Consider the following 26298-nt stretch of genomic DNA (forward strand, 5'->3'; position numbering starts at 1 on the left):
CGGGCCGAGCCAGCCGGATCGCGCCGATCAGTGCGAGAAAGGGGACGAGTAGCCCGATGGTCCCGAGACGGAGTTTGCCTTTCAGAAAGGTGATCATGACCAGGAGGATGTTGAGGATCAGCGACGCCACGTAGTCCCACAACGCCGCGCGATGGCCGTTGTCGAGGCCGTCAACCCCGAAGGGCAGGCTGCCCAACACGAGCAACCCGGTCACCGCCACCCCGAGGACGACCGCATCGACCGAGACGCGGCCCTCCTCACTCCAGTACACGTCCTGGAGGTGCAGAACCAGGGCGAACTCGTCCAGGACGAGCGCGATCCCGACACCGAACAGCGCCCCGAGCAGGTCCCACCACGGTGATCTGCCGGCTGCCGGGGTGAACGCACCGACTCCGGCTATGCACATGAAAACAATGCCAAAGACGACATGATGGATATGGGTTCCGCCGGCCGCGACGTTACCCGGCCACCACGAAACACCGGCCCGGATCATCCGGACGCTGAGCCGGATGAACAGAAATGTAGCCACGAACGACACCAGCAGCAGGAACAGCGGTTGCTTTCCGGGCTCGACGATGACCCGATGATAGAAGTCCGCAACCGTGTTCACCTGGACCCCCGCGAAGAATCTCGGCCCTGCCCGGTCGGGTCCATTCAGACCCGTATTCGCCAGGCGGTTATCCTACGTCGGAACGCTCCTGTGGTTCGCCGCGCTTCGCCGGCGTGAGGAAGTCGGTCGCCTGCGCCACCAGCCGGGTCATCTCATATCCGACGAGACCGATTTCGCATGTTTTGGCAGCGAGGACGGACAGGCATGCGCCGTCGCTGATGGCCATGAGGAGCAGGGTTCCGTGGTCCATCTCGACTATTGTCTGGCGCACTGCTCCGGACTCCATGAGGGTTGCCAGCCCGAGGGTGAGGCTGAGTAGACCCGAGGAGATCGCGCCAAGCTGTTCTGCCCGGTCGCGCGTGAAGCCGTCGCAGACCGCGAGCAGGATCCCGTCAACCGAGACGACGATGGCGCTCGCGACCCCGGGTACCGAACCGACGAAGTTGTTGATGAGCCAGTCCAGCCCGTGATCCGCTGCGCCCGCCCCGGTCACATGAGCCTCGGCTGTCCACACGGGGTACCCGGCCCGATGCGGAAGCCCACCCGTGGTTCTGCCGGGCACCTCGATCCCCCATGACGTCGGTAGTACAATTAGCTACCTCTCTGACAGATTTCGCCCGCGTTCGGCGACCAGCGTAAGTCGCGGTTACTTCCTCCAAGGTATCGGCTTGACGTGACCGGCCGCATCCAGGTTCCCCGCGCCGCAGGGAGTCGTCGCCGCAGGAACAGCGTAGCCGCCGTTGCTGCGCGGCCAGTTTATGCCTATCGGGCCGGGGCCTTGACCATCGGCGCCGTGTTGGGCGGAGTATCGGTAAACATATCCAAAAGTAAGATAATTAATATAATATGTCTGTATTATCACGAGCACCCGTTAATTTGTGCTTTGACACCGGATTCTCGTGTGGGCCGCCCCGTCCGGCCGGGGCACATCGTTCGTTCCGCCGGCGTGATCCGGTCTGCTGACACAACCCGTTCGGTGGACATTTCGTTCACCGGGACCGAATCAAGCGGTCATGAGGAATGTTTTCGCTATATGACGGTCTGGCCACCTGTCCATCGGGCGATGGACAGGTGGCCAGACCAGGGTGGTGGTGCCCAGTTGTGGTACTCACTCGTCGTGCCCGGTCATGGTGCCCGGTCATGGTGCTCAGCCGGCGGCGACCTCCGGCGCAAGCCGGGCCGCGAGGTTGTAGATCCGGCGTTCGAAGCTCCCGGACCAGTACGGCGTCATCGGGCTGGTGAGCTCGTGGTGGCCCGGTGCGTCCTCCCACGCGCGGAACTGCGCTTCGCTCTCCCACTCGCTGAGCAGGAGGTAACGACCGGAGCCGTCCGGGTCTCGCAGGAGCTCGTCACCGAGGAGGCCGGGCGTGCCCTTCATCTGCGCGGTGACCTGGACGTAGGCCTGCTCGAACTCGTGGGCCAGGTGCGGAGCGACGCTGGCGAACACCAGGATTCGTGCGGTCATCGACGATCTCCTTGTTCCAGTAAGAGCGACCGGCCATAGGGATGCGGCGTCGCGGGGTCGGGGCGCGCACCTCGCAGTGTTGCCGTCGGTCGACACCCACAATCAGGGTGCCTTTCTCCTCGCACCTCGTGATGCACGCACCCCAGCCTCGATTCTTGATCCACACTCCTATTGTCGGGCGCTCTTAATGATGTGAATCTGATGCTTTTGGGACAACATCAGATTCACATCGTTCCCCGAGAGCGCCCGGGCCGCCGTCAGGACGGCGAGCCACCGGGAGTTCCACTGCGCCAAGCGTCGGCGCCGGCGACCGCGAGGCAGTCCGGGGAACTTTGCGATCTCGCCCAGACAGCGCTGGGAGGCTACCCAGCCGTGGCAAGGACGAGCGAGGACGGACCCACCAGCGGTCGGTGTTCGTCGAACTGCCAACCGGCGTCTGTCAGCAGCTCGGCGACTTCCTCCACGCTGTATGCGTGGCCGCCGCCGACGAGCAGGAACTCACCCGCGATGAGTGCTGCAAACGACGGGTCCGTGTGGGTGGGATCGGTCCATAGATCGACCAGCAACAGGCGGGAACCGTCCGGTGCCGCTTCGCGGACCCGGCCCAGCAGGGTGCGGCTACGTTCCGGCGAAAAGAGGTGGACTACATTCGCCAGCAGAAGCACATCGTGGTCCTTGGGTATCGGGTCGATGAAGAGATCGCCCTCGACGATGTCCAGCCGTTCCCGGTTGGCCAGTCCGTCGACGCGTTGCGCAGCCACGGCGGCGGTCTGGGGAAGCTCGAACAGGGTGGCGGACAAGTGCGGATTCTGCTCCAGCGCCGCGTGCGCGAATGAGCCGGTACCACCGCCCAGGTCGAGAAGGCGCTGGTGGGCGGCGAAGGAGTAGCGGCTGGGTAGCACCGAAGCGGTGTCTCCGGTGCTGACCTCCATTCCGAGCGCGAGCACCGCCTGGTCCGCCGGGGAAAGGGGCTCCACTTGCGGTTCGCCTGTGCGCACCGCTGCCTCAAGCCGTTGCCAGGTGGGATAGCTGATCTGGTCCCACGATCGCAGGATGGGGCGCCGGTCAGCTGGCGTGACACCAGCCAGAAACGTCTGCGCGACAGGGGTGTTGCGGTACTCGTCGCCGTCCCGGCTGACCAGACCGACGCTCACCATCGCGTCGGCCACGATCCGTGCGGACCGGGCTGGCACTGCGACCGCGGTGCCCAGCTGCGCTGCGGTGCGCGGTCCCTGCGCCAGCGCCTCGAACAGGCCGATCCGGGACGCGACGAACAGAAGTTTAGCCGCCATGTAACCGGCGGAGATCCGCAAGATAGGCTCAGGTGTCACACGCGCCGGGGTTTCGTTGAGGCCGGTCATATTAACGCCTCTCTCTGAGTGATGGTTCTGCTTTACGAGATGCAGTGTGGGCGTGATATGTGTGGTAATGGATTTGTGTGGAAACTTGAATTGAAGCTGGCGACGGCAGTTCGTCCGGGGTGGATAAAGTGCAGCTGCTCAGGCTGAAAAGATGCCTTTGCGTTCAGATGGCTGGCAGGAAAAACTGCCGGATCGGCCATTCGATGTCATCGAATTTTCGGTGTCCGGTCCCCTGACAGTATGGATTACGGCGAGGCGCCCACGACGGCGGCGGATTCGACATTAACGCCGCTGAATCCGCCGCCGAGGCCGCCGGGATGCGGCCCTCGGACGTTCATCCCGAGCTGGCGGAGCAGCCCGCGATCATCCCGGATCGCGTCATGCTCGACGACCTTCCCACCCGACATGCGGAACCAATGGGTGTGCCGCCAGGTCACCTGCTGGCCCTTGGCCTGCACTCCCATGATCACTCCATGTGCAGTGCCTTCGATCACAAGCACCGCAGCAACAAGTTCCGAATCCGCGACGATGTTTTCCACGCGCCAGACTGCGGATGGAAAGCATTGCAGCACGACCCCCAGCGTGGCGGCCAGGCCCGCCCGCCCTGGTGGGCTGCCAGGCTCCACCCGATGGTTGATCAGATTCGGGGTGAATGCAGTCAGGGCGCCTTCGAGATCGCCGCGTTCCAGTGCCCGGAAGTGGTTGATGACTACAGATTTGTTGGCCGCTGCGGTGTTCACCGGATATTCCTCCCGTTCCCTGGCACGCGAAAGGAACCATGGTTGACGATCGGTTGGCCAGCGAAGGTCCCTCTTTTCACGACCGGTATTCCACTCCTTCTAAATGTATGAGGATGTCGGAGACATCCATCTGTGCGGTCTCCCGGAGCTCGCGTAGTGGCGCGGTGAGGATGTCCTGCTCCGGGCTGCGCTCGAAGGTATGGAAGGCATCCCGGTTCTCCCAGTCGCTCGTGATCACGAATTCACGCGGACCGGCGCGCAGGAGGCTCTGTCGCAGATTGCCCGTTGCCTGGCTCGCGGCGAGCGCGACCTTCTCCCAGGCTGCGACGAAGTCCTGTTCCCGATCGGGCAGGACGCGCATCCGCAGGGTCATTCTGATCATCAGATTCCACCGTCCACGTGCAGGGTCGCGCCGGTGATGTAGCGGGCCGCGTCGCTGGAAAGGAAGAGCACCGCACCGGCGATGTCCTCGGGCGTGGCGAGGCGCCCGAGCGCAGTCATCGCCTCGACCTGAGCTCGCCTGGTCGGCGGCATGCCGGCCATCTGGTCGGTCTCGGTGAAGCCGGGGGCCACCGTGTTGACCCGAATGCCCCGTGGCCCGAGTTCCTTGGCCAGGGATCGGGTGAATCCGAGGACGCCGGCCTTCGAGGTCATGTACGCCGTGCGGTCCGCGACGCCGCGCAGCGATCCAGCTGAACCGATGGTGATGATCGAGGCATCGTTGGCCAGTAGATCGTGCGCGGCCCGGTGGACCAGGTAAAGGCTGGTCAGATTGGTATCGATCACCTGCCGCCACTGGTCGAGGTCCAGTTGGTGCAGGGGTTGCTGGGCCCCGGTGGCGGCATTGTTGACCAGAATGTCGAGCGCTCCGAAGCGGTCACGAACGGTTTCCAGCAGCCGGCCGACGTCGGCTTCGACCGACACGTCCGCGCGTACCAGTTCGGCGTCGGCGCCGAGCCGTTCCAGCTCGTCGGTGAGCGAGACGACCGCGTCGCTCTCGTTCACATAGCAGGTGATCACGGATGCTCCCTGCTGTGCGAGCGCCAGCACGATGGCTCGCCCGATCCCGCGGGCACCACCGGTGACCAGGGCTGATCTGCCCTTGAGCCCGAAGTCCATCACTCGCCTCCAGCGTCCGGTGTCTGGAGTGCCCGCAGGATCAGTGAACTGTTGAAGCCGCCGTAGCCGCGGGCGTTGACCATGGCGACCCGCACGGGGGCTTCGCGCGGCTCACGGACGAGGTCGAGGCGATACTCCGGCACCGGGTTGTCAAGGTTGCCCACCGCGGGGATCACCCCGTCGCGGATGGACAGCAGTGCGTTCACGGCCGCCAGCGCGGAGCCACCCGCGCACATCCGCCCGATCAGGCCCTGGGGAGCGGTGACCGGAACGCGCTCGGCGTGTGCACCGAAGGCCAGCTGGATCGCCCGTGCCTCCAGGCCGTCGAGGTCGTGGGAGCCTGCGCCGTCCGCGAAGATCACATCGACGTCGGCCGGGGTGAGGTTGGCGTCGGCGAGCGCCCGGCGCATCGCCTCGGCGTACCAGCGTGGGTCCGGCGACGGGTCACGATGATGATGCGCGTCGTGGGTTGCCGCGTATCCGGCGATCTCGGCGTACACCCTCGGTGCGCCACGGGCCGCCGCAGTGGCGGGGTTTTCCACGACGAGCGTCGCAGCGCCCTCGGCGGGCACGTAACCGCCCGCGGACCGGTCGAACGGCTTGTAGGCGGCCGCCGGTTCACGGCTGGTGGACAGCCGCCCACCCGTGATCTGGCAGGTGAGCGCATAGGGGGTGAGGCCCGCCTCGGCTCCGCCGGCGAGAACGGTGGGGGTGCCACGGCGGATGGTCCGCCGGGCCTGCGCGAGGCTGTCAAGACCGCCGGCGGCGTCGGAGACCATGACCCCGGACGGCCCCTTGAGACCGTGCTTGATCGAGGTCTGGCCGGTCGTCGCCGCATAGAACCAGGCGATGGACTGGTACACGCTCACGGCCTGGCGACCACGGCTCCACAGCCGCTGGATCTCCCGTTGGCCGAAGTCGTTGCCACCGGATCCGGCCGCGAACACCACCGAGGTCGCGTAGGGATCATGCGCAGTCGGGTCGTAGGCGGCGTCGGCGAGCGCGAGTTCGGTGGCGGCCATGCCCAGCCACGTCCACCGGTCGGTCTGCAGGACGATCCGGCCGCTCAGATGGTCGGCAGGGTCGAACCCCTCGACCTGGCCGGCAAGCGTCGTGGCGTACGTGCCCGCGTCGAAGCTGCTGATCGGCCCCACCCGTAGCTCGCCACGCAGTGTCGAGCTCCAGTGCTCCTCGGCCCCGATGCCGCCCGGGGCGACCACGCCGACGCCGGTGACAACCGGACGAACCGCCGGCCGGGTGGTGTTCATCGGGCATCCTGGCCGCGGTCGAGCACGATGGCTGACTGGAACCCGCCGAAACCACTGCCGACCGACAGGGCCACGTTGACGTCGTGGTCGCGGGCGATGTTGGGCACATAGTCCAGGTCGCACTCGGGGTCCCGGTTGGCCCAGTTGGCCGTGGGCGGGACGACGCGGTTCTCGATCGCCAGGGCACAGGCCGCGACCTCGATGGCACCGATCGCCCCCAACGAGTGGCCGACCATGGATTTGATCGAGCTCACCGGGACCTTGTACGCATGCTGTCCAAGCGACTTCTTGAACGCGGCGGTTTCGTGGCGGTCGTTCTGCTTGGTGCCGGAACCGTGCGCGTTGACGTAGTCGACCCGGGTGGGGTCCGTCCGACCCTGCCGCAGCGCGTCCGAGATCGCTTCTGCCATGTCGAGGCCGTCAGCCTTCAGCCCGGTCATGTGGAAGGCGTTCGACCGCGCGGCGTAGCCGGTGATCTCGCAGTACACGTGGGCACCACGGGCCCGGGCATGGGCCAGTTCCTCCAGCACGAGGACGGCGGAGCCCTCGCCCATCACGAACCCGTCGCGGGTCGCGTCGAACGGCCGGGACGCGTGCTCGGGGTCGTCGTTGCGCGCGGATGTCGCGCGGATCGCGTCGAAGCAGGCAATGGAGATCGGGGACAGCGGCGCGTCCGTCGCGCCCGCGATCACGATGTCGGCCTCGCCGTCGACGATGAGCTGGTGGCCGTACCCGACCGCGTCGATCCCGGATGTGCAGCCCGTCGAGACCACGTGCGCCGGGCCGTGGGCCGAGAATCGGCACGCCACTTCGGTGGCCAGGCAGCTTGGAATCAGAGCGTGGTAGAGGAATGACGACGCATAGCTGGGGTCGACGAGCCAGTCACGTCCACTGTTACTGGCGACCACGTACTCGTCCTCCAGCCGGGTGGTCGCGCCGACCGCGCTGCCCATGCTGACAGCCACCACCGGGCCGTCGGTGTCTCCCGTGCCGGGCGGGTCCGCGTCCCCACCGAGTTCCAGTCCGCTGTCAGCGACCGCTTCGGTCGCAGCTGCGAGAGCGAACTGAACAAACCGGTCATTACGGGCGATTTCCTGCGGTGTCAGCCCCGCCACGGCCGGGTCGAAGTCGCATTCGGCCGCTACCTGCGAGCGGAACTGGGTCGGGTCGAAGAACGACAGGCGCCTGGTCGCCGTCCGGCCTTCGGTCAGCAGGTGCCAGAACTCCTTGCGGCCGGTGCCTCCCGGCGCGACCACGCCGATGCCGGTTATCGCCGTCCTTCTCACTGCCGGCTCCTTCACGGGGTGCTCCGGTGCGGACATGTCAGCTCTGGGGGAGTGGTTCGGTGTCCACGTGGCCGAGGTCCGGGCGAGGCGCCAAGGGGCTCAGGTGGAAGACGAGGAAGGCGGTCTCGTCGCCATCGTTGACGATCCGGTGCCGCATGCCGATCGGGATGAGCAGTCCATGCTCAGCCGGCAACGTGGTGTGCTCGCCGTCGAGGCGCGCGGTGATACTTCCGGATACGCAGTACAGGAACTCCTCGGAATACGGATGCCAGTGCTCGGTGACAACCTCGCCCGGCGCCAGCGTCAGCGTGCCGAGGAAACCGGATTTCGCGCCCACCGTTGCGGGGGACAGCAGGGTGCGGATGTCACCGCCACGGCGACGGTTGGCCGGGACATCGTGGATGGACACCACGGCCGGTCTGGTGGCCTGATCGGTCACGGTCATTGCGTCTCCTCGGATCCAAGGGGCTGCGCGGCGCGGGCGGCTCGTTCGACCTTGTCGGCGATGACGCCCATTTCCCGCCGGCTGTTGTTATTGATGTTGTTGGTCATCCACTCGTCGTCGACGGGCGCCTCCGGACGCATGTGGAAGTCCTGAACCCAGCGCATCCTGGTGCCGGCGCCCTCTGGTTCGTATGTCCATTCGATGTTCATGAACTCGAACGGTCCTGTTTCGACGCGGTGCGCCTGGACGCGGTATTTGTCCGGGTCGAGGGTCCGTTCCGAAACCCAGCTCCAGACCTTCCCGTCCGCATCCGGGTGCATGGTCAGCCGGAATCGGAAAGTCTGGTCGTGGTGTTCAAGAATTTCTACCGAAGCGTATTCGGTAAAAAGGTTCGGCCAGCTTTCGAGATCATTTGTCATCGTCCAGACGAGATCGATGTGGGCATCGATGAAGATCGAGTTGTCTGTGTGTGCGGCCATCATTCTCCATTCGGTTCACCATATGGACACGCCGGCCGGCACCGGCCGGCACCGGCTCGTCAGGCGACGACCTGGCCGGCGGTGGCGTTGATCGCGCTGAGGATCTGGTCGAGGGTGTAGTCGGCCGGCGGTTCCGCGGGCAGTTCGAGCCCGAAGGTGTCGAAGACGACAGTCTGCAGGTGCAGATATGCCAGTGAGTCCACGCCGACCTCGGCGAACGTGACGTCAAGGTGGGCCGGGCGGTCGTCGGGAGCGAGCACGGTCTGTTCGATGAGAAAGTCGAGCAGGCGGTCGGCGTTCCATGTGTGTGCCATGACACTCTCTCCTTTGCGATGGCGGTCACGGTGGTCAGGGAACGGACCGGACGGCGCGCACGGAGGGCCGGCCCGTGAGCCTTTTGGGCACGCGGAGACGAACACCGATCGCGCACCCGCATGTTCGCCGGATCCCTGAGCCCCGGGATCCGAACGGTAACGCGAAGACAGCCACCGACGTTGCTGTCGGTGGCGAGGCCCGATGCCCGGCCGATCCGTTCGTCAGTCGGCGGCCCACGTGTAGAAGTTCTGGGCCATCGCGTCCCGCGGGCTGCTCCAGGTTTCCGGGTCGTACGCGGTGATGTGCTTCCCCAGTTTTGTGTTAACGTCTACGAACAGTGGGTGCTCGCGGACCGTGGGCAGTGCGGGGGCGACGTCGTCAGCCGCTTCGATCAGATGGAAATACAGTCCGTGAAAACTGAAGAGGTCCCGCCGGACAACGCCCAGCATGCGGGGTAGCTGCCCACCATCGGACTCGCGGAAGATATCGGCGACGGCAGTCTCGTCGTCAGCGTCCATGCGGGCTATGATAAGGGTCCGGTGTGTCACCGGGCGGGCCGGCATGCAGTTGGGCAAACCTGACCGTAGAACATTGACACTCGTGCTCCCTGACTATACCTGGAAGAGCTCGGTCAAGCGCGTGCAACGTCGGTGTCGCATCGGCGCCTGCATGCGTTGACAATATGACAGGAGCGTCGGCGCGGGCCTGTCTCAGGACCTGATCGGCGGCTGCAGCCTGCAGCCCTCCAGCGATGTGATGATGCCGGTCCCGGTGGATTGAGAGGTGATCCGTCGGGCCCGCCTTTCTCGCACCGCCGCAGGATCTGGGATCCAGTGCTGATGTGGTCTTCGTCCCTACGGAAGCATGCTGTATTGGGCCGCCCGTGTCTCGAAATTGATCTGGCAGGAACATGTAATGGCAACTTAGTGCCAACCTGGACCATTCAAACGTCCAATGCTGCTATAGCCATCCCCGCTCCGCCGCGAGGATGCCGGCTTGGAAGCGGCTGCGCGCGTCCATCCGGCGCATGAGATCGGCAATCATCCGTCGTACGGTGCGGACTGACACACCGAGGTGACGGGCCGCGGCCTCGTCCTTGGCACCGAGGCTCAGGAGCCGTAGAAGCACGCGTTCGGAATCTGTCGGCTCCCTGCCCTCAGGGTCGAAACTCCCATGGTTGTGATCGTCTATGGCGCGATTCCCCGGACTGTCGCCGGACACGGACGCGTGGGGTCCCTCGAGCCCGTCCGGTCCCCCGAGCGCGTCGCCGTCAAACCCGGCGGGCTCGGCGAGCCCCCACATCTGATCGAACAACATGACAACCAGATTGGTCAGCGCCGGCTCTCTGAGCAGCAGCGCAGCGCTCTCGTTCGGACCCGGCGTCAGTAGGAGCAGTCCGAGTTGACGGTCGACGGTGGTGAGGTCCACCGGCGGCGCGTCGAGCACCCGTAGATCCAAACCGTGCGCGGCTACGGTCCGCAGGTACGCGGCGGTTGCCTCATCCGACCGCGCCGGACGTGAACAGACGCTGCGCATGGTTACCCCGCGCGCCAGCGTCCGTAGGATTGCCCGGGTACCCTCCGGTGTGGCGGCCGGCTGCTGCCCATGCTGAGTGTGCAGTGCGAGTACCTCCCGCTCCGCCCCGGTCACCAGTTCCACGAATTTGATCTTCACTGCGTCGGCGCTGTCCAGGCGTTCCACCTCGCTACCGGAATCGCCGGGCTGGCGACCGTGGAGGTAGTCGGCGACCAGGGTGCTCACCTGTAGGCGCGCGCGGATGAGCTGCTCCTCGCGGCGGATGAGCTGCTCCTGTCGGCGGATGAGCTGATCGTGTTGCTGGCGGATCAGTTGTTCCAGGGGGACCTCAGGGTGCACGGCCACGAGGCGGCCCGGATGATCATTGGACATCACCAGCAGCGAAAGCTCGACCAGCCTGTCGCGGGCCCGGGCGATGATGTTGGCGGGGAGCCCGAGGGCCAGGCTCACGTCCTCGGTGGTCAGGTCCTCCTGCCGTAGCCACAACCGGTAGGTGGCGAGGGCGACGTCATCGAGGCCGAGAAGATCAAGCACTTTCCTCTCCCGTGCCCGTTAGTCGACGTGTGCGTTGGCCTCGGACAGCAGACCCTGGTGTCGGGTCTCGGCTGCCACGACATCCAGCGCATGGCGGACCAGCGCGATCAGGGCTTGGCGCACGGACTCCCGCCGACGGGCGTCGCAGAACACGATGGGCCTCCGAGCGTCGATATCAAGAGCGTTGCGTACATCGTCGAGTGTGTATTCCTTCGACCCGTCGAACCGGTTGACCGCCACCAGGAACGGAATATCCCGCTCCTCGAAGTAGTCGACCGCCGGGAACGAGTCCGAGAGCCGGCGGGTGTCCACGAGCACGATCGCGCCGATGGCACCGAGGACCAGCTCGTCCCACATGAACCAGAAGCGGTCCTGGCCGGGTGTGCCGAACAGGTAGAGAATCACACTGTCAAGCAGGGTGATCCGACCGAAGTCCATGGCAACCGTGGTTGTTGTCTTGGAGCTCACCTGCGATGTGTCGTCGATTCCGAGACTCGCCGACGTCAGGGCTGCTTCGGTTGTGAGCGGGGGTATCTCGCTGACCGCACCGACAAACGTCGTCTTGCCGGCACCGAAGCCGCCGGCAATTATTATCTTGACCGCATTGGGTGCGGCGCCGGTGGTATCTGTTCTAGAGGGTCTGAAGTCCATCGAGCACCTTCTCCATCAGCGCTACGTCGGGACGCTCGGTCGGTCGGGCTGGGCGGGTGACGTGTACGAGACCGGCGTCGATCATGTCGCCGACGAGGACGCGTGCCACGCCGACCGGAAGCTTGAGCTGGGCGGAGATCTCCGCGATCGACTGGATGCTCCGGCAGAGCATCACGATGTCCTGCTGCTCCGGATCGAGGCTCCGGACCATTGCCCGTCCGTGCGCCGTCGTCGACACCAGAGCTACCAGCTCCAGCGCGCGATTGGCCGCCGGCCGCGTTCGGCCGCCGGTGACGGCGTAGGGGCGGACGACCGGACCTGCATCCTCGTCGTACCACTCCTCGTCCACCGGTCCTCCTGATCAGGGCGTGGGTTCGGTTCCCGCGGGGCTTCCGGCGACGCGACAGAGCCGTCATCGCGTCGCCTTCGCCTGCCTGGGTGGCGCTCAGCGCGGCAATGCCGCCTGCATCTCGGCGCGTAGCTCGGGGGTCAGGAATTCGCCGACTCGGATGACCAGAAGGGCCATCTCATACGCGATCAGACCGATATCCGATCCAGGCGTGCTCAGAATGGCCAGGCACGACCCGTCGCCGACGGCTGTGACGAACAGGAATCCCTGCTCCATCTCGACGATCGTCTGGCGGACGTTGCCGCCGCCGAAGAATCGTCCGGCGCCCCGGGCGAGGCTGTTGAATCCCGACGCGACCGCCGCGAGCTGGTCGGCGGTCGTGCGGTCCATACCGTTCGACGTGGCCAGCAGGAGACCGTCCGCTGACAGCACGATTGCGTAGGTCACCTCCGGTACTTTTCGGGTCAGGTTGTTCAACAGCCAGCTCATGTTTTCGGCCGGGCCGATATGGCGCATCACATCACCTTCCTGGCGTCGTCGCCGTTCGGATTGGGTCCGGCCTGCATGCCTCGGCCGAAGTTGGCCTGGAAGGACGACATCATGTTCCGGATTTCCTCTGGTGATCGTGGACCGGCAAGGACCGGCGGTGTCGTGGCTTCCGTCGCGGGCGTTCCCCTGAGCTCGGGCGCCAGGCTTGCCCGTCGCTTCCGCTTCGGCAGACCCGTGTCGGTTCTCGCCGTCTCAGCGGACGGGAATGCCGATGCCGGTGTGGATGACGGCCCCGGTGGGAATGACGATGGCTGGGAGAACGATGACGCGGGTGGGAACGATGACGTCGGCGGGAACGCCGGGGATTCGGGGGTGTGGAACCGATCGGACAGGTGGCTTTCGCTGAAACCGGCGGTGGACCATCGCGTCGAGGTGTCGGCCGGCTCGTCCCAAGGACCGGCTGGCTCGGTCCGGTGGGTACCGGTGTCCGGCGGCTGACCCCACTGATCCGACGGGTCGGGCAACTGGTTGGACGGATCCGGGAGTTCCGCCCAACCATCGGGCTCCACCGGCGGGTTGAGTTGTGGCCGCGGGCGGGAGGGTTCGCCATGGTTGCCGTTGTTGACGCTGCCGTTCGCCTCCCGCTCGGAGACGAACCAACTTGAGCGGATCGTGGCGAACACGGGCAGGTCGTCCATGAGCGGCCGGTCATCGCCGTCGCTGGTGCTTGATGCCGCCACCGGCGCGCCCACGGACATCAGATCACCGAATTCGCCGGAGCCGTCGAAGGCGCCGGCGAACGAGTCTGCGAGGACCGGTCCAGCGGTCTCTTCGTAGGTTGCCGGGTTCGACTGAACATCGGTTCCGTCAGCGGCGCGCAGCAGCGCCGCGGGGAGCAGGACGATGGCGAGGGTCCCACCGTAGGGTGATGGCCGCAGCTGGACCTGGATGCTGTGCCGTTGGGCCAGGCGGCTGACGACGAACAGGCCGAGTCGCTCACTGGTTTGCAGGTCGAAGGGGGGCGGGTTGCTCAGCCGTTCATTGACCGCGTTGTATTCCTCGTCGGTCATACCGAGACCGCGGTCTTCGACCTCGACCACACAGCCGTTGGAGACCTCGTGCCCGGAGACGTGGACGGGCGTGTGCGGAGGCGAGAAGGAGGTGGCGTTCTCGATCAGTTCGGCGAGCATGTGGATCACGTCACCGACCGCGTGGCCACCGACGGCGGAACCGGAGATCGGCAGCACCTTGACGCGGGTGTAGTCCTCCACTTCGGCGACCGCACCGCGGACGACGTCCTTGAGCGGGACCGGCCGGCGCCAGCCACGGGCTGGTTTTGATCCGGACAGCACGATGAGGTCCTCGGCGTGACGCCGCATGCGTGTCGCGAGGTGGTCGAGCCGGAACAGCTCAGCCAGCTCGTCGGGGTCGGTTTCCTTGCGCTCCAGCCCATCGATGACCTTGAGCTGGCGGTGGATGAGTGCCTGGCTGCGGCGGGCCAGGTTGAGGAACGTGTCGCCGATGCTCTTGCGCATGGCCGCCTGTTCGACAGCTGTACGCACAGCCACCCGGTGGACGGTCGTGAAGGCGTCCGCCACCTGGCCGATCTCGTCCTTGGTGCGGATGTCCAAGGGGAATTCCTCGGCGTCGATGCTCACCTGTTCCCCTTGGTGGAGCCGTTCCACGACGTCTGGAAGGCGCTTGTTCGCCACCTCGAGGGCAGCCCCCCGCAGGCGTCGGAGCTGGCGGATCATCGGGCTCGCGACGAGCAGTGAAATGCCGATCGACACGGCGAGAACCAGCGCCACCGCTGTTCCACCGAGCCAGGCGCCACGGGTCGCGGTCGAGGCGATCGCGTTGCTCCGCTTCGCCAGGTCGGTTGCGATCTGGTCTTCTACCGCGCGCATCCGGCCGAGCTTGTCGTCGGCGGCTGTCAGCCACGCCTGCGCATCGACCGTGAGGGGTTGGTTCATCTGGGCCGCGAACACCGTGCTGTCACGCATCCGGGCCACGCCGTCCACGGTGGGGCCCACCGTTTTGTCGTAGAAGTTCCCTTCCTGTTGGTTTGCGGTGGTGTGGAAGTGCGTGATCCAGGCGTCCTCGGCCCCACCGTTCGACTGGACCAGCTTGATGACCCCGACGTTGGTCTGGCGCTGGAAGAGGATCGCGGCCACATAGCCGCGTTGGAGTGCGGCGGTTTCCTTCGCCCACGTCATGCTGGTCAGGCTCGCCGCCATGTTGATGAGTTCTGCGTTGTCGGTCCCAAGTCCGACCTGAGCGACGACGTTCAGCAGGTTCGTGATCGCCTTGGTGTAGAAGATGACGTTCTTGTCACGGTCAATCTGCTGCTGGTCGATCGACTGCCGGTGGCTGGGGAGTTGGTCCAGCTGGGTTTGGGTGGCTGCCAGCGTGGGTCTCAGATTTTTGACCGCGCTGTCGGGAAGTCGCGCGACGTCAGTGCGGTACGTCTCCACGGCCGTGTCGGTGGGGGTCCGTGTCGACCGGACCTCGTCGATGCCGTTGCGGAATCCGCTTCCTACATACGTACTCGCCGCGTTGCGTTCCTTCTGGAGTGCGTCAGTGAGATCGTTGACCTTGAGTGAGAAACCCGCGAGGGTCCGGATCCGATCGCTTGCGCTGACACTCTCGAGGTTCGTGCGCACCTGGATGGCGCTGAAAAGCGTCAGCGCCAGCAGCGGAAGGATGAGAATGGCGACCAACTTGGAGCGGATTGGCCAGTTCTGGAGCATCCGGTCCTCTCGTCCGACGCCGTGCCTTGGCGCCTCGTTGGGGCGAGCGTTCGTGTGTGGCCCTCGTGTCCCGGCCGTGCCGCGGCGTGGGGCGAAAACCGTGACCCGCTGGTCTCCCCCCGTGGGCGAGACGACTCTACCCGGGGGATTAGTCCGGGTTGGGCGGGGGTACACCCAACAGGTTCGGGTGCGCTCAGGTTGAGGTCACCGTATGGTCGTCGTCGGATCATCGGTGCCAGCAGATGATCCCGTGATTTATTGTTGGGCATCCCTCTGTTTTACCAATACTACTGCTCGTCTGTTTGTGCGGTTCTGTCTTCCGCATGAGGCAGGTCGGGTGTCCATGGTGGCATAGACAACGGATGCACATGTGGCGAGCCCGGTTTGGTGAACGATGGGTGCTCGGCGGGCGCCTTCCGTGCGCCCGAGGAGGTCATGATCGGGTCGTGGAACTCGTTGCGGAGAGAATTGGTGCCAGTGGGCCAGTATCGAAAAGGCGTGGATCCGAGCGCGCCGGTCGGTTGAAGGTTGCGCGATCACAGCCCGGTGTGGCTGTTTCCGGGAGGTTTCAGGGAGCCCCGGAATGGTCTGGCATGTGTCCCGGTCTTGTCCTGGTGGACCCGAGAGGACGATGGGCCAGGGGAAGGCGGGTCGCGATGTGGATTCACGGCTTCCGTGGCCGATCACTCGGCGATCGGTAATTGGCTATCTAATGCAACTCATTCATTGGCATTTTAAAATTCTTGATGGCGGGAAGGCATCCGTTTGTCGCCTGCCAGATAGCGTTTCTGTCGAGCTGACGGAGGGGGTGCTCTGTTCGGGCCATGGCAGACCACAGCAGACCACGGCAGACCACAGCAGGGTCGTCAACGGGAGCCGGCGCGGGCCACTACATGAGCGCCGGTGGGTAGCGCCCGGACCCCGTCCGCCGACCGGACCAGCGGATACACGGCGAAGTGATAGGTGAGCCCGGGCTCAGGTGCGCCCAGGTGCCAGCCGCCTCTGATCTCCAGACTCGTGTTGGTGACCTTCGCGCTCTGGGCGGCTGGATCATCCGGCCCGGTCGGCATCGTGTCATGGCGCCACAGCACACGGGCTTCGGTGATCCCAGGTGGCATCTGAAACGTCAGGACGATCTTGTTGCCACGGTCGACGGCCTGCAACCCATGGATGCCTTCGACGGGTCGGTGGTGGGTCGAACGGCCGAGCACCGCCCGGTTCCCGGCGATACTGACCGGGGTGTACACGACCGGCCTGGCGGCGGCAGTCACGGTGAGACGTCCGCGCCGGCTTGCGCCGACCAGGTGTTCACGTCCGTCCAACGAGTCCGCGGGCAGCTCCTCGTCCACCGGGCCGAACGGGCCCGTCGCGGGGAGCGGATCAGTCGCGCAGAGGTCACCGTCGGGCGGCTGGTTCACCGGGCGCCCGGATAAGTCCGTGGCCGCATCGGTGGCGTAGATCCGTACCAGGGCGCCGGGGACAGTCGTCCACCGTAGAGTGGTCATCGCGCCATCGCTGTCCGCTTCAAGGTCCAGCACCGGACGCGGTCTGGCGATCACCTTCACGACCACGTCCACGCCCGCCGTGTGGGCCAGGGCGCCAAGCGAGTCCGGGTAGGACACCCGGACCCGATAGCGGTAGGTGGCTCCGGTCTGCACGTCACGGTCGAGATAGCCGCCACCGGCGGCGCGAACCCGACGGGTGGCGCCGTGAAACGACGACGACTCGTCAAAGGCCCGCTCGACCAGCACGTCGTCGTATCCGGCTGCGAGGGCCCAGGACAGGGCGACGCCGTCGCCGTCCATCCGGGCGCGCAGCCCGATGACGTCCGGGGCGATCATCAGTGGCGGGGTGCGGGCCGGTACCGAGCGTCGGCCGCCGGCCGCCGACATCACCTCGTGCCAGATCGTCATGCCGCGGGGGACGCCCGCGTCGGACAGCTCGGTCGAGCCGGTCGTGCCGAGACTGCGTTCGAACCGCCCGCCCGGTGCGGCCGGGTCCGCCACCACCCGCAGGATGCGGAAGGACACCGGGCCGGACGACTCCGGCGGACTCCACCGCAGGACCACCGCGCCGTCCTCCTGGGTGGCGGTCAGGTTGGACGGCGGTGCAAGTACATCGCCGTCATCGGCCGGCCGGTCGACGGGTGGGTCGGCTGGATCAGCTGGGCTGGCCCGGGAATCTCGGGCGGTCGCCGCGATCTCGGGTGCGCTGTCGAAAGCGTAGTGCGGGCCGATGTCGTCCCGGCTGATGATCCGCGGGTGTCCGCTCGGACGCGCGGGTTCGCGAGCTGATGGCGGCGCGCTGATCGGTGGCCGGGCCGTCGCGATGTCGATCAGGAGTCCGTGGGTCTGGCGGGACGTCAGCCGGGTACGCGGATCCTTGTCCAGCAGACCGGCGAGGACGTCGGCCAGCGGGCCCGCCCGGTAGGTCGGCGAGGGGGGCTGGAACAGGATCGCCGCCACCATCGCGGCGAAGGTCTCCCGGTAGAACGGCGGCTTCCCCTCCACAGCGAAATAGAGGGTCGCGCCGAGACCGAACAGGTCTGCCTCGGGCGTCGCCGGATCGCCGGTCAAGCGCTCCGGCGACATGTATGACGGGGTTCCGAGTACTCCAGTGACGGTGAGTGCGGAGTCGCTGTCGCGGGTCGCGATGCCGAAGTCGGTCAGAACCACCCGGCCGCCGGTTCCGATCAGCACGTTCGAGGGCTTCACGTCGCGGTGCAGAATGCCGAACGCATGCGCGGCGGACAGGGCGTCGCCGATTGCGACGCCGATCCGGGCCACCTCGGCGACGGGGAGCGGGCCGTGATCGCGAACCAACTGGAACAGCGACTGCGACGGCACCAGCTCCATGACGATCCATGGCAGGCCATCCTCGACGACCACGTCGAGGATGGTCACCACGTGTGGATGGCCTCGCAGCCGCGCGGCGTGCCGGGCCTCTCGCAACGCCCTTTCAACCCGGTCGGCCCGCTCGAACGGATCAAGATCGCCGCCGAGGTCAACCTCTTTGAGGGCCGCCTCGGTCAGCAGCACCTGGTCAAAGGCACGCCAGACCGTGCCCATTCCGCCGGTGCCGAGCCGTTCGATGAGCCGGTACCGGCTGGCCACGATGCGGCTGGCCTCTGGAGCGGCAGCCACGGCGCCCCCTCCGCGATCTTTCCTACGCCGAGTTGTCCCAATGCAGCATGCCACCTGGATTGCCCGATGGCGTCGGCCGCGTCGTTCGGTTCTCGGTCTCGTCGGTCTCGTCGGTTTCGTCGGTCGCTGGTTCGGTCGCCGGGTCGGTCGCCGGGTCGGTCGCCGGGTCGGTCGCGGCGTAGCGGTGGGCGCCCGGACTGTACGGCCGGCCGATCCGCACAGCGGCGGATGACCGGGCCGCGGCAAGGGTCATCGTGACCGGCAGGCAGGCCAGGACCAGCCATACGAGCCAGCCGCCCGGCGGCGACCACGCCGAGCCCGATACGAACCAGAGCGGTCCGTCCACGCCGACCGCGTACCGACGGCTGTTGGCGGCCCATGCGAAGAACTGGCTGACCGCGGTCATGGCGATGACGCCGGTTGCCACCGCGGCCGACTGCCCGCTCAGGCGCGCGGGCAGTCGGCCGGCGAGCACCTCCACCGACAGCAGAGGCAGCATCACCAGGGCGGGCAGGATGTACCGGCCCTGCATGCCGAAGCCGTTCTGGATGAACACGGCCGCGGCGAGCAGCTCGTAGGTGGCCACGACCATGGCGAGGCTGCCCGCAAGCAGCGCGCGATCGCGCCACCCACCGACCGCGAACGCGGCAAGGAAGAGCCCGGCGGCCAGTAGCCCCCACAGCCAGTACACGGCGCTCGGGATGGGGACCGACTGCCAGCCGAAAACCCCGACGGCCTGGCGCGCGGATTCCGGGGCGAGGTCGACCGCGACCGCGAGACCGTGGCCGAGGCGGCCCCACAGGACCGGGGTCCGCAGCGACAGGCTCTGCGTCCAGAGCACGGTCGCGGCGAGCCCCGTCACGGTGACCGCCACCGCCGCGGCGCCGGGCGGGCCGGCTGCGCGTACTCGCCCCAGCACTGCGCGTCCGCCGATACGGCCGATCCCGATCGTGATCGCGAAAGCCACCCACAGGGGAGCCAGTGGACGGCTCAGCGCGGTGGTGGTCAGGACCGCGCCGGCGACCAACCACATTCGGGCCGTGGGCTGTTCGGCCCGGGACAGGCGCAGCACCGCCGCTATGGACGCGATGGCCCCGGTGACCTCGGCGCCGCTGGTACCCGCCTGCGAACTGAGGAAGAGCACCATCGGGGTGACCGCGACCGCGAAGCCTGCCAGCAGCACAGGCCGTTGGTTGCGTATCCGGTCCGCCCGTCTTTCCCCCGGCCGCGTCCCGTCCGGAGGTTGCCCACTCAGCAGAAGCCACAGCCCGGCGCCGAGCAACCCCACCGAGATGAGGGCGGAACCCAGGCGCGCAAGGATGTAACCGGACTGAACCGACCAGCCGGCGCGGGTGAGTATTCCCTCGGGTATGTACAGCCAGGGTGGATACGCCCCGACAATGCTGTTGATCCGACCGTTCGGAACGACCGCCGGCCGGCGCAGACATGTCGCCGACGCATCCCGGTGCAACGCGGTACACGGAGGATTCGTCGTGACGCGGAGGTCGGCTGGCACCAGGAAGCTTCGGTAGGCGTTCCGGACCTGGCGGAGAGAATCCTCGTTGAATGCCCGCAACGCCTGTATTTCCGCGAACGGGACGGCGGCACCGAGTATGTGTCCGTGTCCCGCCGCCACGACCTTCGCGTAATGGCTTGGCTCGTCCGGAGCGGTTCCCAGCGGATTTGTCAGGGCCCACAGCAGAATCCATCCGAACAGGGCGCCGAGGAGGAGCTCCGGCGCGCGGTTTCTTCGGGCGCCGGACAACCGCGGTCTTCTCATCCGTACTTACCGCCACCTGGGAAATTTTTCGTCGACAACCTGCGGAATTCCACGCGCGGTGAGATCCTCGGTGTCCGCCGCGCGAGGTAACAATAGCCTGCTCTTATGGTTTGACGGGCTGTGGCCGCCAGCTGGTCACCAGGAGCGCGGCAGCCCCCGCGAGACCGACACCGGTGGAGATCGCGAAGCCGGCCCAGCCGGCTCCGCCCAGGCCGATCGCGTGGTCGAGCGAGGCCTTGCCCGGGCCGGCGGTGGCGATCCCGATCGCGATCACAGCGATCATCAGAACGTACTCGTAGCCCTCGCGGAACACGAAGAACCCGTTCCGCCGGTGTGCGACGATGCCCGCGACCGCCATGAGGCCGACCGCGGCCGACGCGGCCAGCGGCGTGAGGAAGCCGGCAGCGAGGCCGATGCCCGCCGCGAACTCGAACAGCACCGACATCCAGGCCTGCACGAGCGGCGGGCGCAGGCCCATGGACCCGTACCAGCCCGCCGCGCCCGCTATCCGGCCACCGCCGAACAGGTGGTTCCACCCGTGGGCGACCAGGGTGAGCCCCACGCAGAGACGAATCAGAAGGATGGCTGTATCGATATGGGTCACTTCATGCTCCTGAGGAAGAACTGGCGGGTCGGTGCTCCCGCCGCGGCGCTGTGTGTCAGCCGGACTGTGCATAAGGGACGGTCCACGCCCGGTTTCGCCCCTTGACCTCGAACATCGGACATCGGGAGGCGGACCGAGGGATGCGGACCGAGGGAGGCGGCGGCGGACGTAGGAGGGCAGCTGGCGCAGGGCAGTGGGTGCGGATGAGGAGACTATGGTGTCTGCACCGCACTTCGCCATGTTTGTCTACACGAAGCCTGCGCCGGCGGGCGGTGGTACGGCCTGCCCCGGGCCGGGGCAGCCCGCGGGTCACACCGGCTGCGACCCGGGGTGCCGGCGCGACGGCTATGCCCAAGATGCTTCGGTGATGGCTGAATGAACTATACGATGGATCGATGAACAGACGACCCGCCGACATCGACGCGACTGGTCACGTTCGGGTGCCCAAGACCGCCGAGCTGGTGGCGGCCGCCCTGCGTCGACAGATTATCCGTGGCGATCTTCGAGAAGGTGACGGCCTCCCCAACGAGGCGTCCCTGATGGCGCGGTTCGATGTTTCGCGGCCGACGCTGCGCGAGGCGTTCCGGGTGTTGGAGTCCGAGGGTCTGATCGGCGTGCGCCGCGGTGCGCACGGCGGGGCGCGGGTGCATGTTCCAAATGGTGATGTGGCGGCGCATTTTGTGGGGCTGGTCCTCCAACACGACAATGTGACCGTCGCCGACGTGCTGGAAGCCCGTTCGGTGATCGAACCACCGGCGGCCCGGCTGTTGGCGGCGCGGCGGCGCCGGCGGGATATCGAGGCGCTCACGGCGCATCTCGATTCCGACGAACAGCGCCTGGCTGGTCCGGAGAGTCTGATTCCGGCGCACACCGACTTCCACGAGACAATGGTGGAGCTGGCCGGTAACCATACCCTGGCGGTCCTGACGAGAATGTTGCGTCATCTGATCACCGGCGTGACGATGGCACATCGGGCTACGCTGCCGTCCGGTAGTGGGGCGGAGTTCCATGAGGACGAGCTCGCCCTGCGTGCGCATCGGCGACTGGTCGATCTCATTGCGGCCGGTGACGCCACCGGGGCGGAGGTTTTCTGGCGGCGCCATCTGGTCGAGACCAATCAGGTCGTCCTGGAGCATTTCGATGAGGCCAGCGTGCTTGACGTGCTCGGTTGAGGACGGAACCGATTGTCGCATCGGTGGAAGAAAGGGTTTCCCCGAAAATCCAGCGTTTCCGTGGGGGATCCGTCCTCAGGGTGGCCGCTACCCGGCCGGTGGCGGCGTAGGGGCATCCACCGCGCGCAGTAGCGGCGCGAGACGGGTGCACACCACGTTGACGTGTTCGGCGACGAGATCCTCCGGCATGCCGCCGAGGGAGGCCCACAGGTACACGGTGTCAACCGGCGCGTCGCCGACGAAGGCCCGGATGCTGCTCGCGACATCCTCGGGCGTGCCGTAGTGGAAGTAGTCGAGCGGGCTCCTGGATGCTTCGCGAGCCCGGATGCGGTCGGGATCGACCGGCCGTGGCGTCGGGGTGTCGGTTCCCTCCACCATGTGCCGGCGGTAGGAGTCGAGCTGGTAGGCGAGATACCTGCTCACGACCGGCCAGTCGCGTTCCGGGTCGTTGCTGACCCAGCCCTGGATGCCGCCGCCCATCCGGGCGATCTCGGGGGCGTGCCCGGCCTCCGCGAGCCCTTCCCGGTACGGCTCGGCGATCCCGCCGAAGGCCGACAGCAGGTTCTCACCGAGCAGACCGGCCCGCCGGGCGCCCTTGGGTCCCAGGTAGCCGAGCCAGATGGGCAGCCGGTCCTGGACGGGACGCGGGGTCACTCGACCTTCGGCCCAGATCCGCCGCAGCTCACGGACCCGCCCGTCGGTGGTGCCGTACCGTTTCGTCGGGTCGGCGCCGAACAGCTCGAACTCGGGTATCCGGTAGCCGGCGCCGAGGCCGAGGTCGAGTCGGCCGCCGCTGATGATGTCCACCACCGCGGCCTGCTCGGCGATCTCGACCGCCGCGTGCAGCGGGGCGATCATGATGCCGGTCCCGATGCGTACCCGGCTCGTGCAGGCCGCGATGGCTGCCGCGAAGGTAAGCGGTTGCGGAAGGTAGTCGTCATCGAACAGGTGGTGTTCAGTCACCCAGACCGAATCCGCGCCCAGCCGTTCCGCCTCCTGGCACATCTCCAAGGTGAACCCGTAGAGGCGGGTCGGGTCCTGCCGGCGGTCCGGTGGGTTGCGGAGATCGAAGTAGATGCCTACCTGCATGCTGGTCTCCTTCGTCCGGACGACGGGCAGGTGGTGAAGGTCTGCTCGCCTCGCCTCGCGTACAAATGAGGTAGACAATACAGATGAGGCATCTTCATGTCCTTGGGGGCGTCCGCCTGCGGCGCGCCGCCTGTCGGCCGGCCGGGGAGGCTCTGTGAAGATCGATACGACCCTTGCGAAGGATATCGACGATGTCCACCGCAACGCGCGAGAAGCCGAGGCCGCGGGGTACGACGGCCTGTGGGTGGGCGAGACGCGGCACGATCCGTTTCTGCTGTCGCTGCGGGCGGGTGACGCCACCGCGGATCTGACAGTCGGGACCTCCATCGCGATCGCCTTCGCCCGGACGCCGATGACGCTGGCGAATGTAGGTTTTGATCTTGCCCGCTACTCCCGGGGGCGATTCGTCCTCGGGCTGGGCTCCCAGGTCAAGCCGCATATCGAGCGACGCTTCTCCATGCCGTGGTCGCGGCCGGCTGCCCGGATGCGTGAGTTCGTGCTCGCCATGCGCGCCATCTGGGACACCTGGCAGAACGGGACACCGCTGTCGTTCGAGGGCGAGTTCTACACCCACACCCTCATGACGCCGTTCTTCTCTCCCGAGGCGCACGAGTGGGGCCCGCCACCGGTGTACCTCGCGGCCGTCGGCGAGCTGATGACCGAGGCGGCCGCCGAAGTGGCTGACGGCATGTTCTTCCATGCGTTCTCGACGCCGCGCTACCTGCGTGAGGTCACCCTTCCGGCGCTGGAGCGGGGCCGGGCGAAGATCGGCCGGACGTTGTCGGACTTCGTCCTGGCCGGCCCGGCGTTCGCGACGGTGGGCCGTAATGAGGCGGAGCTGGCGACCGCCATCGCCGGCACCAAGAAGCAGATCGCCTTCTACGCCTCCACACCGGCCTACCGCGGGGTCCTCGAACTGCACGGCTGGGGTGACCTGCAGACCGAGCTGACCCGCATGAGCAAGCAGAATCGCTGGTCGGAGATGGGCGACCTGATCGACGACGAGATCCTGCGGACGTTCTCCGTCGTCGGTTCACCCGCGGAGGTCGGTAAGGGTCTGCGGGAGCGGTACGGCGATGTCGCCACCCGTATCACCTTCTATGCGACCTACGAGAGCGACCCGGCCATCTGGCCGGAGGTCCTCGACGCCGTCCGTAGCTGAGTAGGCGTCGGCGCAGCGGTCGTCGGCGCAGCGGTCATCGCCGGACCGTCGGCACAAGTGACTACCGGGTAACCGATCAGGGAGAGAAATGAGCATTCTGGACGGCAGGGTGGCCATCGTGACCGGGGCGGGCCGTGGTCTTGGCCGCGCACACGCGCTGCTGCTCGCGAGCCAGGGGGCCCGGATCGTGATCAACGACCCGGGCGTGGCCTGGGACGGTGCCGGCAAGGACGAGGGGCGGCCCGCCCAGCAGGTCGTGGATGAGATCGTCGCTGCGGGTGGCGAAGCTGTTGCGAACTTCGACAGTGTCGCGGACTGGAAGGGTGCAGACGGGCTTGTTCAGCAGGCCGTGGACACATTCGGCGGGCTGGACGTCCTGGTCAACAACGCCGGCTTCGTCCGCGACAAGATGTTCTTCAACCTCGACGAGGACGACTGGGACTCCGTCATCGAGGTGCATCTCAAGGGCCATTTCGCGCCGGCTCGGTTCGCGGCCCGTTACTGGCGGGCCCGCGCGAAGGCGGGCGAGGAGGTCTACGGCCGGATCATCAACACCACCAGTGAGTCCGGGCTGGTCGGCAACTTCGGCCAGGCCAACTACGCGGCTGCGAAGGCCGGGATCAGCGCGCTCACCGTCGTGATGGCCCGGGAGCTGGCCCGGATCGGGGTGACGTCCAACGCGATCGCGCCCCGGGCGCGTACCCGCATGACGACCCAGACCTTCGCCGACTACGGGCGGGTGGAGGAGGGCACGTTCGACAATCGGGCACCCGAGCACGTCAGCCCGCTGGTCGGATGGCTGGCGAGCCCGGCCGCGGCCGACATCACCGGCCAGATCTTCCACGTCTACGGCTCGGTCGTCTCGGTCTTCCGCGGTTGGGAGGTCGCCGCCACCATTGACGCGGGCGAACGGGCCTGGACGACCGAAGAACTCGTGACCGAGGGTCCGCGACTGTTCGCCAACCACGACCCGGGTCTGCCTCCGACCCTGCCCGGGGTCGCGGCGAAGGACTGAGAGTTCGGCTCCCGGTAGCTGAATGTCCACTTCGAAGGGAAACGCGGTGTCGGACGATCTGGTCCTGTGTACGACCGACGGTGATGGTGTCGCGACTGTGACGTTCAATCGTCCGGACCGGAAGAACGGCTGGTCACCGGACCTGGAGGCGGCCTACTTCGGGACGCTGGACCGGGTGGACCGGGATACGGACGTCCGTGCGGTCGTCCTGACCGGCGCGGGTACCGCCTTCTGTCCCGGAATGGACGCGAGCCGTCTCAACGAGAAGGCCGGCAAGGGACTCGATCTGTCGGGACGGCCGCCGCAGTACCGGCCGCGGACCCTGCGCAAGCCGTTGATCGCCGCCATCAACGGTGGGTGCGCCGGCATCGGGCTCGTCCAGGCGCTCATGTGCGACGTCCGGTTCGCCGCCCGAGGCGCGAAGTTCTCCACCGCCTTCGCCCGTCGTGGGCTCGCGGCCGAGTACGGCCTGAGCTGGGTCCTGCCGCGGTACGTCGGGCTCGAGAACGCCCTTGACCTCCTGCTGTCGGCCCGGACGTTCGACGCGGACGAAGCCCACCGGTTGGGGCTGGTCAGCCGTGTGGTCGAGCGTGACGATGTGCTCGCGCAGGCCCAAGCCTACGCGGCCGACCTGGCCCGCAACTGTGCGCCGACCGCCCTGGCAGCTATTCGGCATCAGGTCTACGGCGACCTCGAGGTCGGCCTGGACGAGGCGCTGCGCAGGTCGTTGCAGGTGATGGTGGCGACCAACGGGGCGGCCGACTTCGTGGAGGGCATGCGAAGCTTCATCGAGCGGCGACCGCCGCGCTTCGCCCCGCTGGCCGACGACTTCGACCCCGGTGCGCTGACCGGTGCTCCCATACCCGGCGGCCGCCTGGCAGCCGACGACGTCCTCGGTTAGGGCGCCCGGGACTGATGATGGGAACGGACTGATGA

26 protein-coding genes are annotated in these 26298 nt (G+C 66.9%); 4 read left to right on the forward strand and 22 right to left on the reverse strand.

Going from position 1 to position 26298, the window contains the following annotated elements:
• The 21 genes from U9978_RS00310 to U9978_RS00410 all read right to left on the reverse strand — a co-directional run.
• A partial coding sequence (locus U9978_RS00310) for a hypothetical protein (RefSeq protein ID WP_322758975.1) occupies positions 1-610 on the reverse strand: 610 nt, incomplete at its 3' end.
• Positions 611-677: 67 nt separating this feature from the next.
• Complete coding sequence (locus U9978_RS00315) at positions 678-1103, reverse strand: roadblock/LC7 domain-containing protein (RefSeq protein ID WP_416210808.1); 426 nt, start codon at positions 1101-1103, stop codon at positions 678-680.
• Positions 1104-1757: 654 nt separating this feature from the next.
• Positions 1758-2075: an antibiotic biosynthesis monooxygenase family protein gene (locus tag U9978_RS00320; protein WP_322758976.1), complete on the reverse strand. Its 318-nt coding sequence runs from the start codon at positions 2073-2075 to the stop codon at positions 1758-1760.
• 362 nt (positions 2076-2437) lie between these two features.
• Positions 2438-3436, reverse strand: coding sequence for a methyltransferase (locus U9978_RS00325; RefSeq protein ID WP_322758977.1), 999 nt, complete (start codon positions 3434-3436; stop codon positions 2438-2440).
• 245 nt (positions 3437-3681) lie between these two features.
• A complete protein-coding gene (locus tag U9978_RS00330) occupies positions 3682-4176 on the reverse strand; it encodes an ester cyclase (protein WP_322758978.1) in 495 nt (164 codons plus the stop codon).
• A 76-nt stretch (positions 4177-4252) separates the two neighbouring features.
• On the reverse strand, positions 4253-4558 hold the full coding sequence (locus tag U9978_RS00335; protein WP_322758979.1) for an antibiotic biosynthesis monooxygenase family protein: 306 nt from the start codon (positions 4556-4558) through the stop codon (positions 4253-4255).
• On the reverse strand, positions 4558-5295 hold the full coding sequence (locus U9978_RS00340; RefSeq protein ID WP_322758980.1) for a 3-oxoacyl-ACP reductase family protein: 738 nt from the start codon (positions 5293-5295) through the stop codon (positions 4558-4560). The genes U9978_RS00335 and U9978_RS00340 overlap by 1 nt, the downstream gene beginning before the upstream one ends.
• On the reverse strand, positions 5295-6563 hold the full coding sequence (locus tag U9978_RS00345; RefSeq protein ID WP_322758981.1) for a beta-ketoacyl synthase N-terminal-like domain-containing protein: 1269 nt from the start codon (positions 6561-6563) through the stop codon (positions 5295-5297). The genes U9978_RS00340 and U9978_RS00345 overlap by 1 nt, the downstream gene beginning before the upstream one ends.
• Positions 6560-7849 (reverse strand): beta-ketoacyl-[acyl-carrier-protein] synthase family protein, encoded by a 1290-nt coding sequence (locus U9978_RS00350; RefSeq protein ID WP_416210798.1) that lies wholly within the window; start codon positions 7847-7849, stop codon positions 6560-6562. The genes U9978_RS00345 and U9978_RS00350 overlap by 4 nt, the downstream gene beginning before the upstream one ends.
• 37 nt (positions 7850-7886) lie before the next feature.
• Positions 7887-8294 (reverse strand): cupin domain-containing protein, encoded by a 408-nt coding sequence (locus U9978_RS00355; protein ID WP_322758983.1) that lies wholly within the window; start codon positions 8292-8294, stop codon positions 7887-7889.
• Complete coding sequence (locus U9978_RS00360; RefSeq protein WP_322758984.1) at positions 8291-8773, reverse strand: SRPBCC family protein; 483 nt, start codon at positions 8771-8773, stop codon at positions 8291-8293. The genes U9978_RS00355 and U9978_RS00360 overlap by 4 nt, the downstream gene beginning before the upstream one ends.
• Before the next feature lie 59 nt (positions 8774-8832).
• On the reverse strand, positions 8833-9087 hold the full coding sequence (locus U9978_RS00365; protein WP_322758985.1) for a phosphopantetheine-binding protein: 255 nt from the start codon (positions 9085-9087) through the stop codon (positions 8833-8835).
• Between the two features lie 222 nt (positions 9088-9309).
• Positions 9310-9651, reverse strand: a complete 342-nt coding sequence (locus U9978_RS00370; RefSeq protein WP_322758986.1) for a TcmI family type II polyketide cyclase — start codon at positions 9649-9651, stop codon at positions 9310-9312.
• 397 nt (positions 9652-10048) lie between these two features.
• On the reverse strand, positions 10049-11158 hold the full coding sequence (locus tag U9978_RS00375; protein ID WP_322758987.1) for a helix-turn-helix transcriptional regulator: 1110 nt from the start codon (positions 11156-11158) through the stop codon (positions 10049-10051).
• Between the two features lie 18 nt (positions 11159-11176).
• Entirely contained in the window at positions 11177-11809 is a 633-nt protein-coding gene (locus U9978_RS00380) for a GTP-binding protein (protein ID WP_322758988.1), read from the reverse strand.
• Positions 11790-12158, reverse strand: coding sequence for a DUF742 domain-containing protein (locus U9978_RS00385; RefSeq protein ID WP_322758989.1), 369 nt, complete (start codon positions 12156-12158; stop codon positions 11790-11792). Before U9978_RS00385 ends, U9978_RS00380 begins: the two co-directional genes overlap by 20 nt.
• Before the next feature lie 96 nt (positions 12159-12254).
• Complete coding sequence (locus U9978_RS00390; RefSeq protein ID WP_322758990.1) at positions 12255-12674, reverse strand: roadblock/LC7 domain-containing protein; 420 nt, start codon at positions 12672-12674, stop codon at positions 12255-12257.
• Complete coding sequence (locus tag U9978_RS00395) at positions 12674-15397, reverse strand: nitrate- and nitrite sensing domain-containing protein (RefSeq protein ID WP_322758991.1); 2724 nt, start codon at positions 15395-15397, stop codon at positions 12674-12676. The genes U9978_RS00390 and U9978_RS00395 overlap by 1 nt, the downstream gene beginning before the upstream one ends.
• Before the next feature lie 866 nt (positions 15398-16263).
• Positions 16264-18540 carry a serine/threonine-protein kinase gene (locus U9978_RS00400; RefSeq protein ID WP_322758992.1) on the reverse strand — a complete coding sequence of 759 codons (2277 nt, stop codon included), beginning with the start codon at positions 18538-18540 and terminating at the stop codon, positions 16264-16266.
• A 22-nt stretch (positions 18541-18562) separates the two neighbouring features.
• The gene (locus tag U9978_RS00405; protein ID WP_322758993.1) at positions 18563-20320 is read right to left on the reverse strand and encodes a DUF2142 domain-containing protein; all 1758 of its coding nucleotides are present in this window, start codon (positions 20318-20320) and stop codon (positions 18563-18565) included.
• Between the two features lie 103 nt (positions 20321-20423).
• Positions 20424-20924 (reverse strand): DoxX family protein, encoded by a 501-nt coding sequence (locus U9978_RS00410; RefSeq protein WP_322758994.1) that lies wholly within the window; start codon positions 20922-20924, stop codon positions 20424-20426.
• 395 nt (positions 20925-21319) lie between these two features.
• Between U9978_RS00410 and U9978_RS00415 the strand changes: the two genes are divergently transcribed.
• Complete coding sequence (locus tag U9978_RS00415; protein ID WP_322758995.1) at positions 21320-22096, forward strand: FadR/GntR family transcriptional regulator; 777 nt, start codon at positions 21320-21322, stop codon at positions 22094-22096.
• Between the two features lie 87 nt (positions 22097-22183).
• Here the strand turns inward: U9978_RS00415 and U9978_RS00420 are convergent, their stop codons facing one another.
• Complete coding sequence (locus U9978_RS00420; RefSeq protein ID WP_322758996.1) at positions 22184-23185, reverse strand: LLM class flavin-dependent oxidoreductase; 1002 nt, start codon at positions 23183-23185, stop codon at positions 22184-22186.
• Positions 23186-23339: 154 nt separating this feature from the next.
• On the opposite strand from U9978_RS00420, the gene U9978_RS00425 reads away from it, so the two are divergent.
• The 3 genes from U9978_RS00425 to U9978_RS00435 all read left to right on the forward strand — a co-directional run bounded on the left by U9978_RS00425 (position 23340) and on the right by U9978_RS00435 (position 26263).
• The gene (locus U9978_RS00425) at positions 23340-24347 is read left to right on the forward strand and encodes an LLM class F420-dependent oxidoreductase (protein WP_322758997.1); all 1008 of its coding nucleotides are present in this window, start codon (positions 23340-23342) and stop codon (positions 24345-24347) included.
• Between the two features lie 88 nt (positions 24348-24435).
• Positions 24436-25362: an SDR family oxidoreductase gene (locus U9978_RS00430; RefSeq protein ID WP_322758998.1), complete on the forward strand. Its 927-nt coding sequence runs from the start codon at positions 24436-24438 to the stop codon at positions 25360-25362.
• Between the two features lie 46 nt (positions 25363-25408).
• Positions 25409-26263: an enoyl-CoA hydratase-related protein gene (locus U9978_RS00435; RefSeq protein WP_322758999.1), complete on the forward strand. Its 855-nt coding sequence runs from the start codon at positions 25409-25411 to the stop codon at positions 26261-26263.
• Positions 26264-26298 lie beyond the last annotated feature (35 nt).

Origin of the sequence: Protofrankia sp. Cr2, from assembly GCF_963555885.1 — a bacterium.
GTDB lineage: Bacteria > Actinomycetota > Actinomycetes > Frankiales > Frankiaceae > Protofrankia.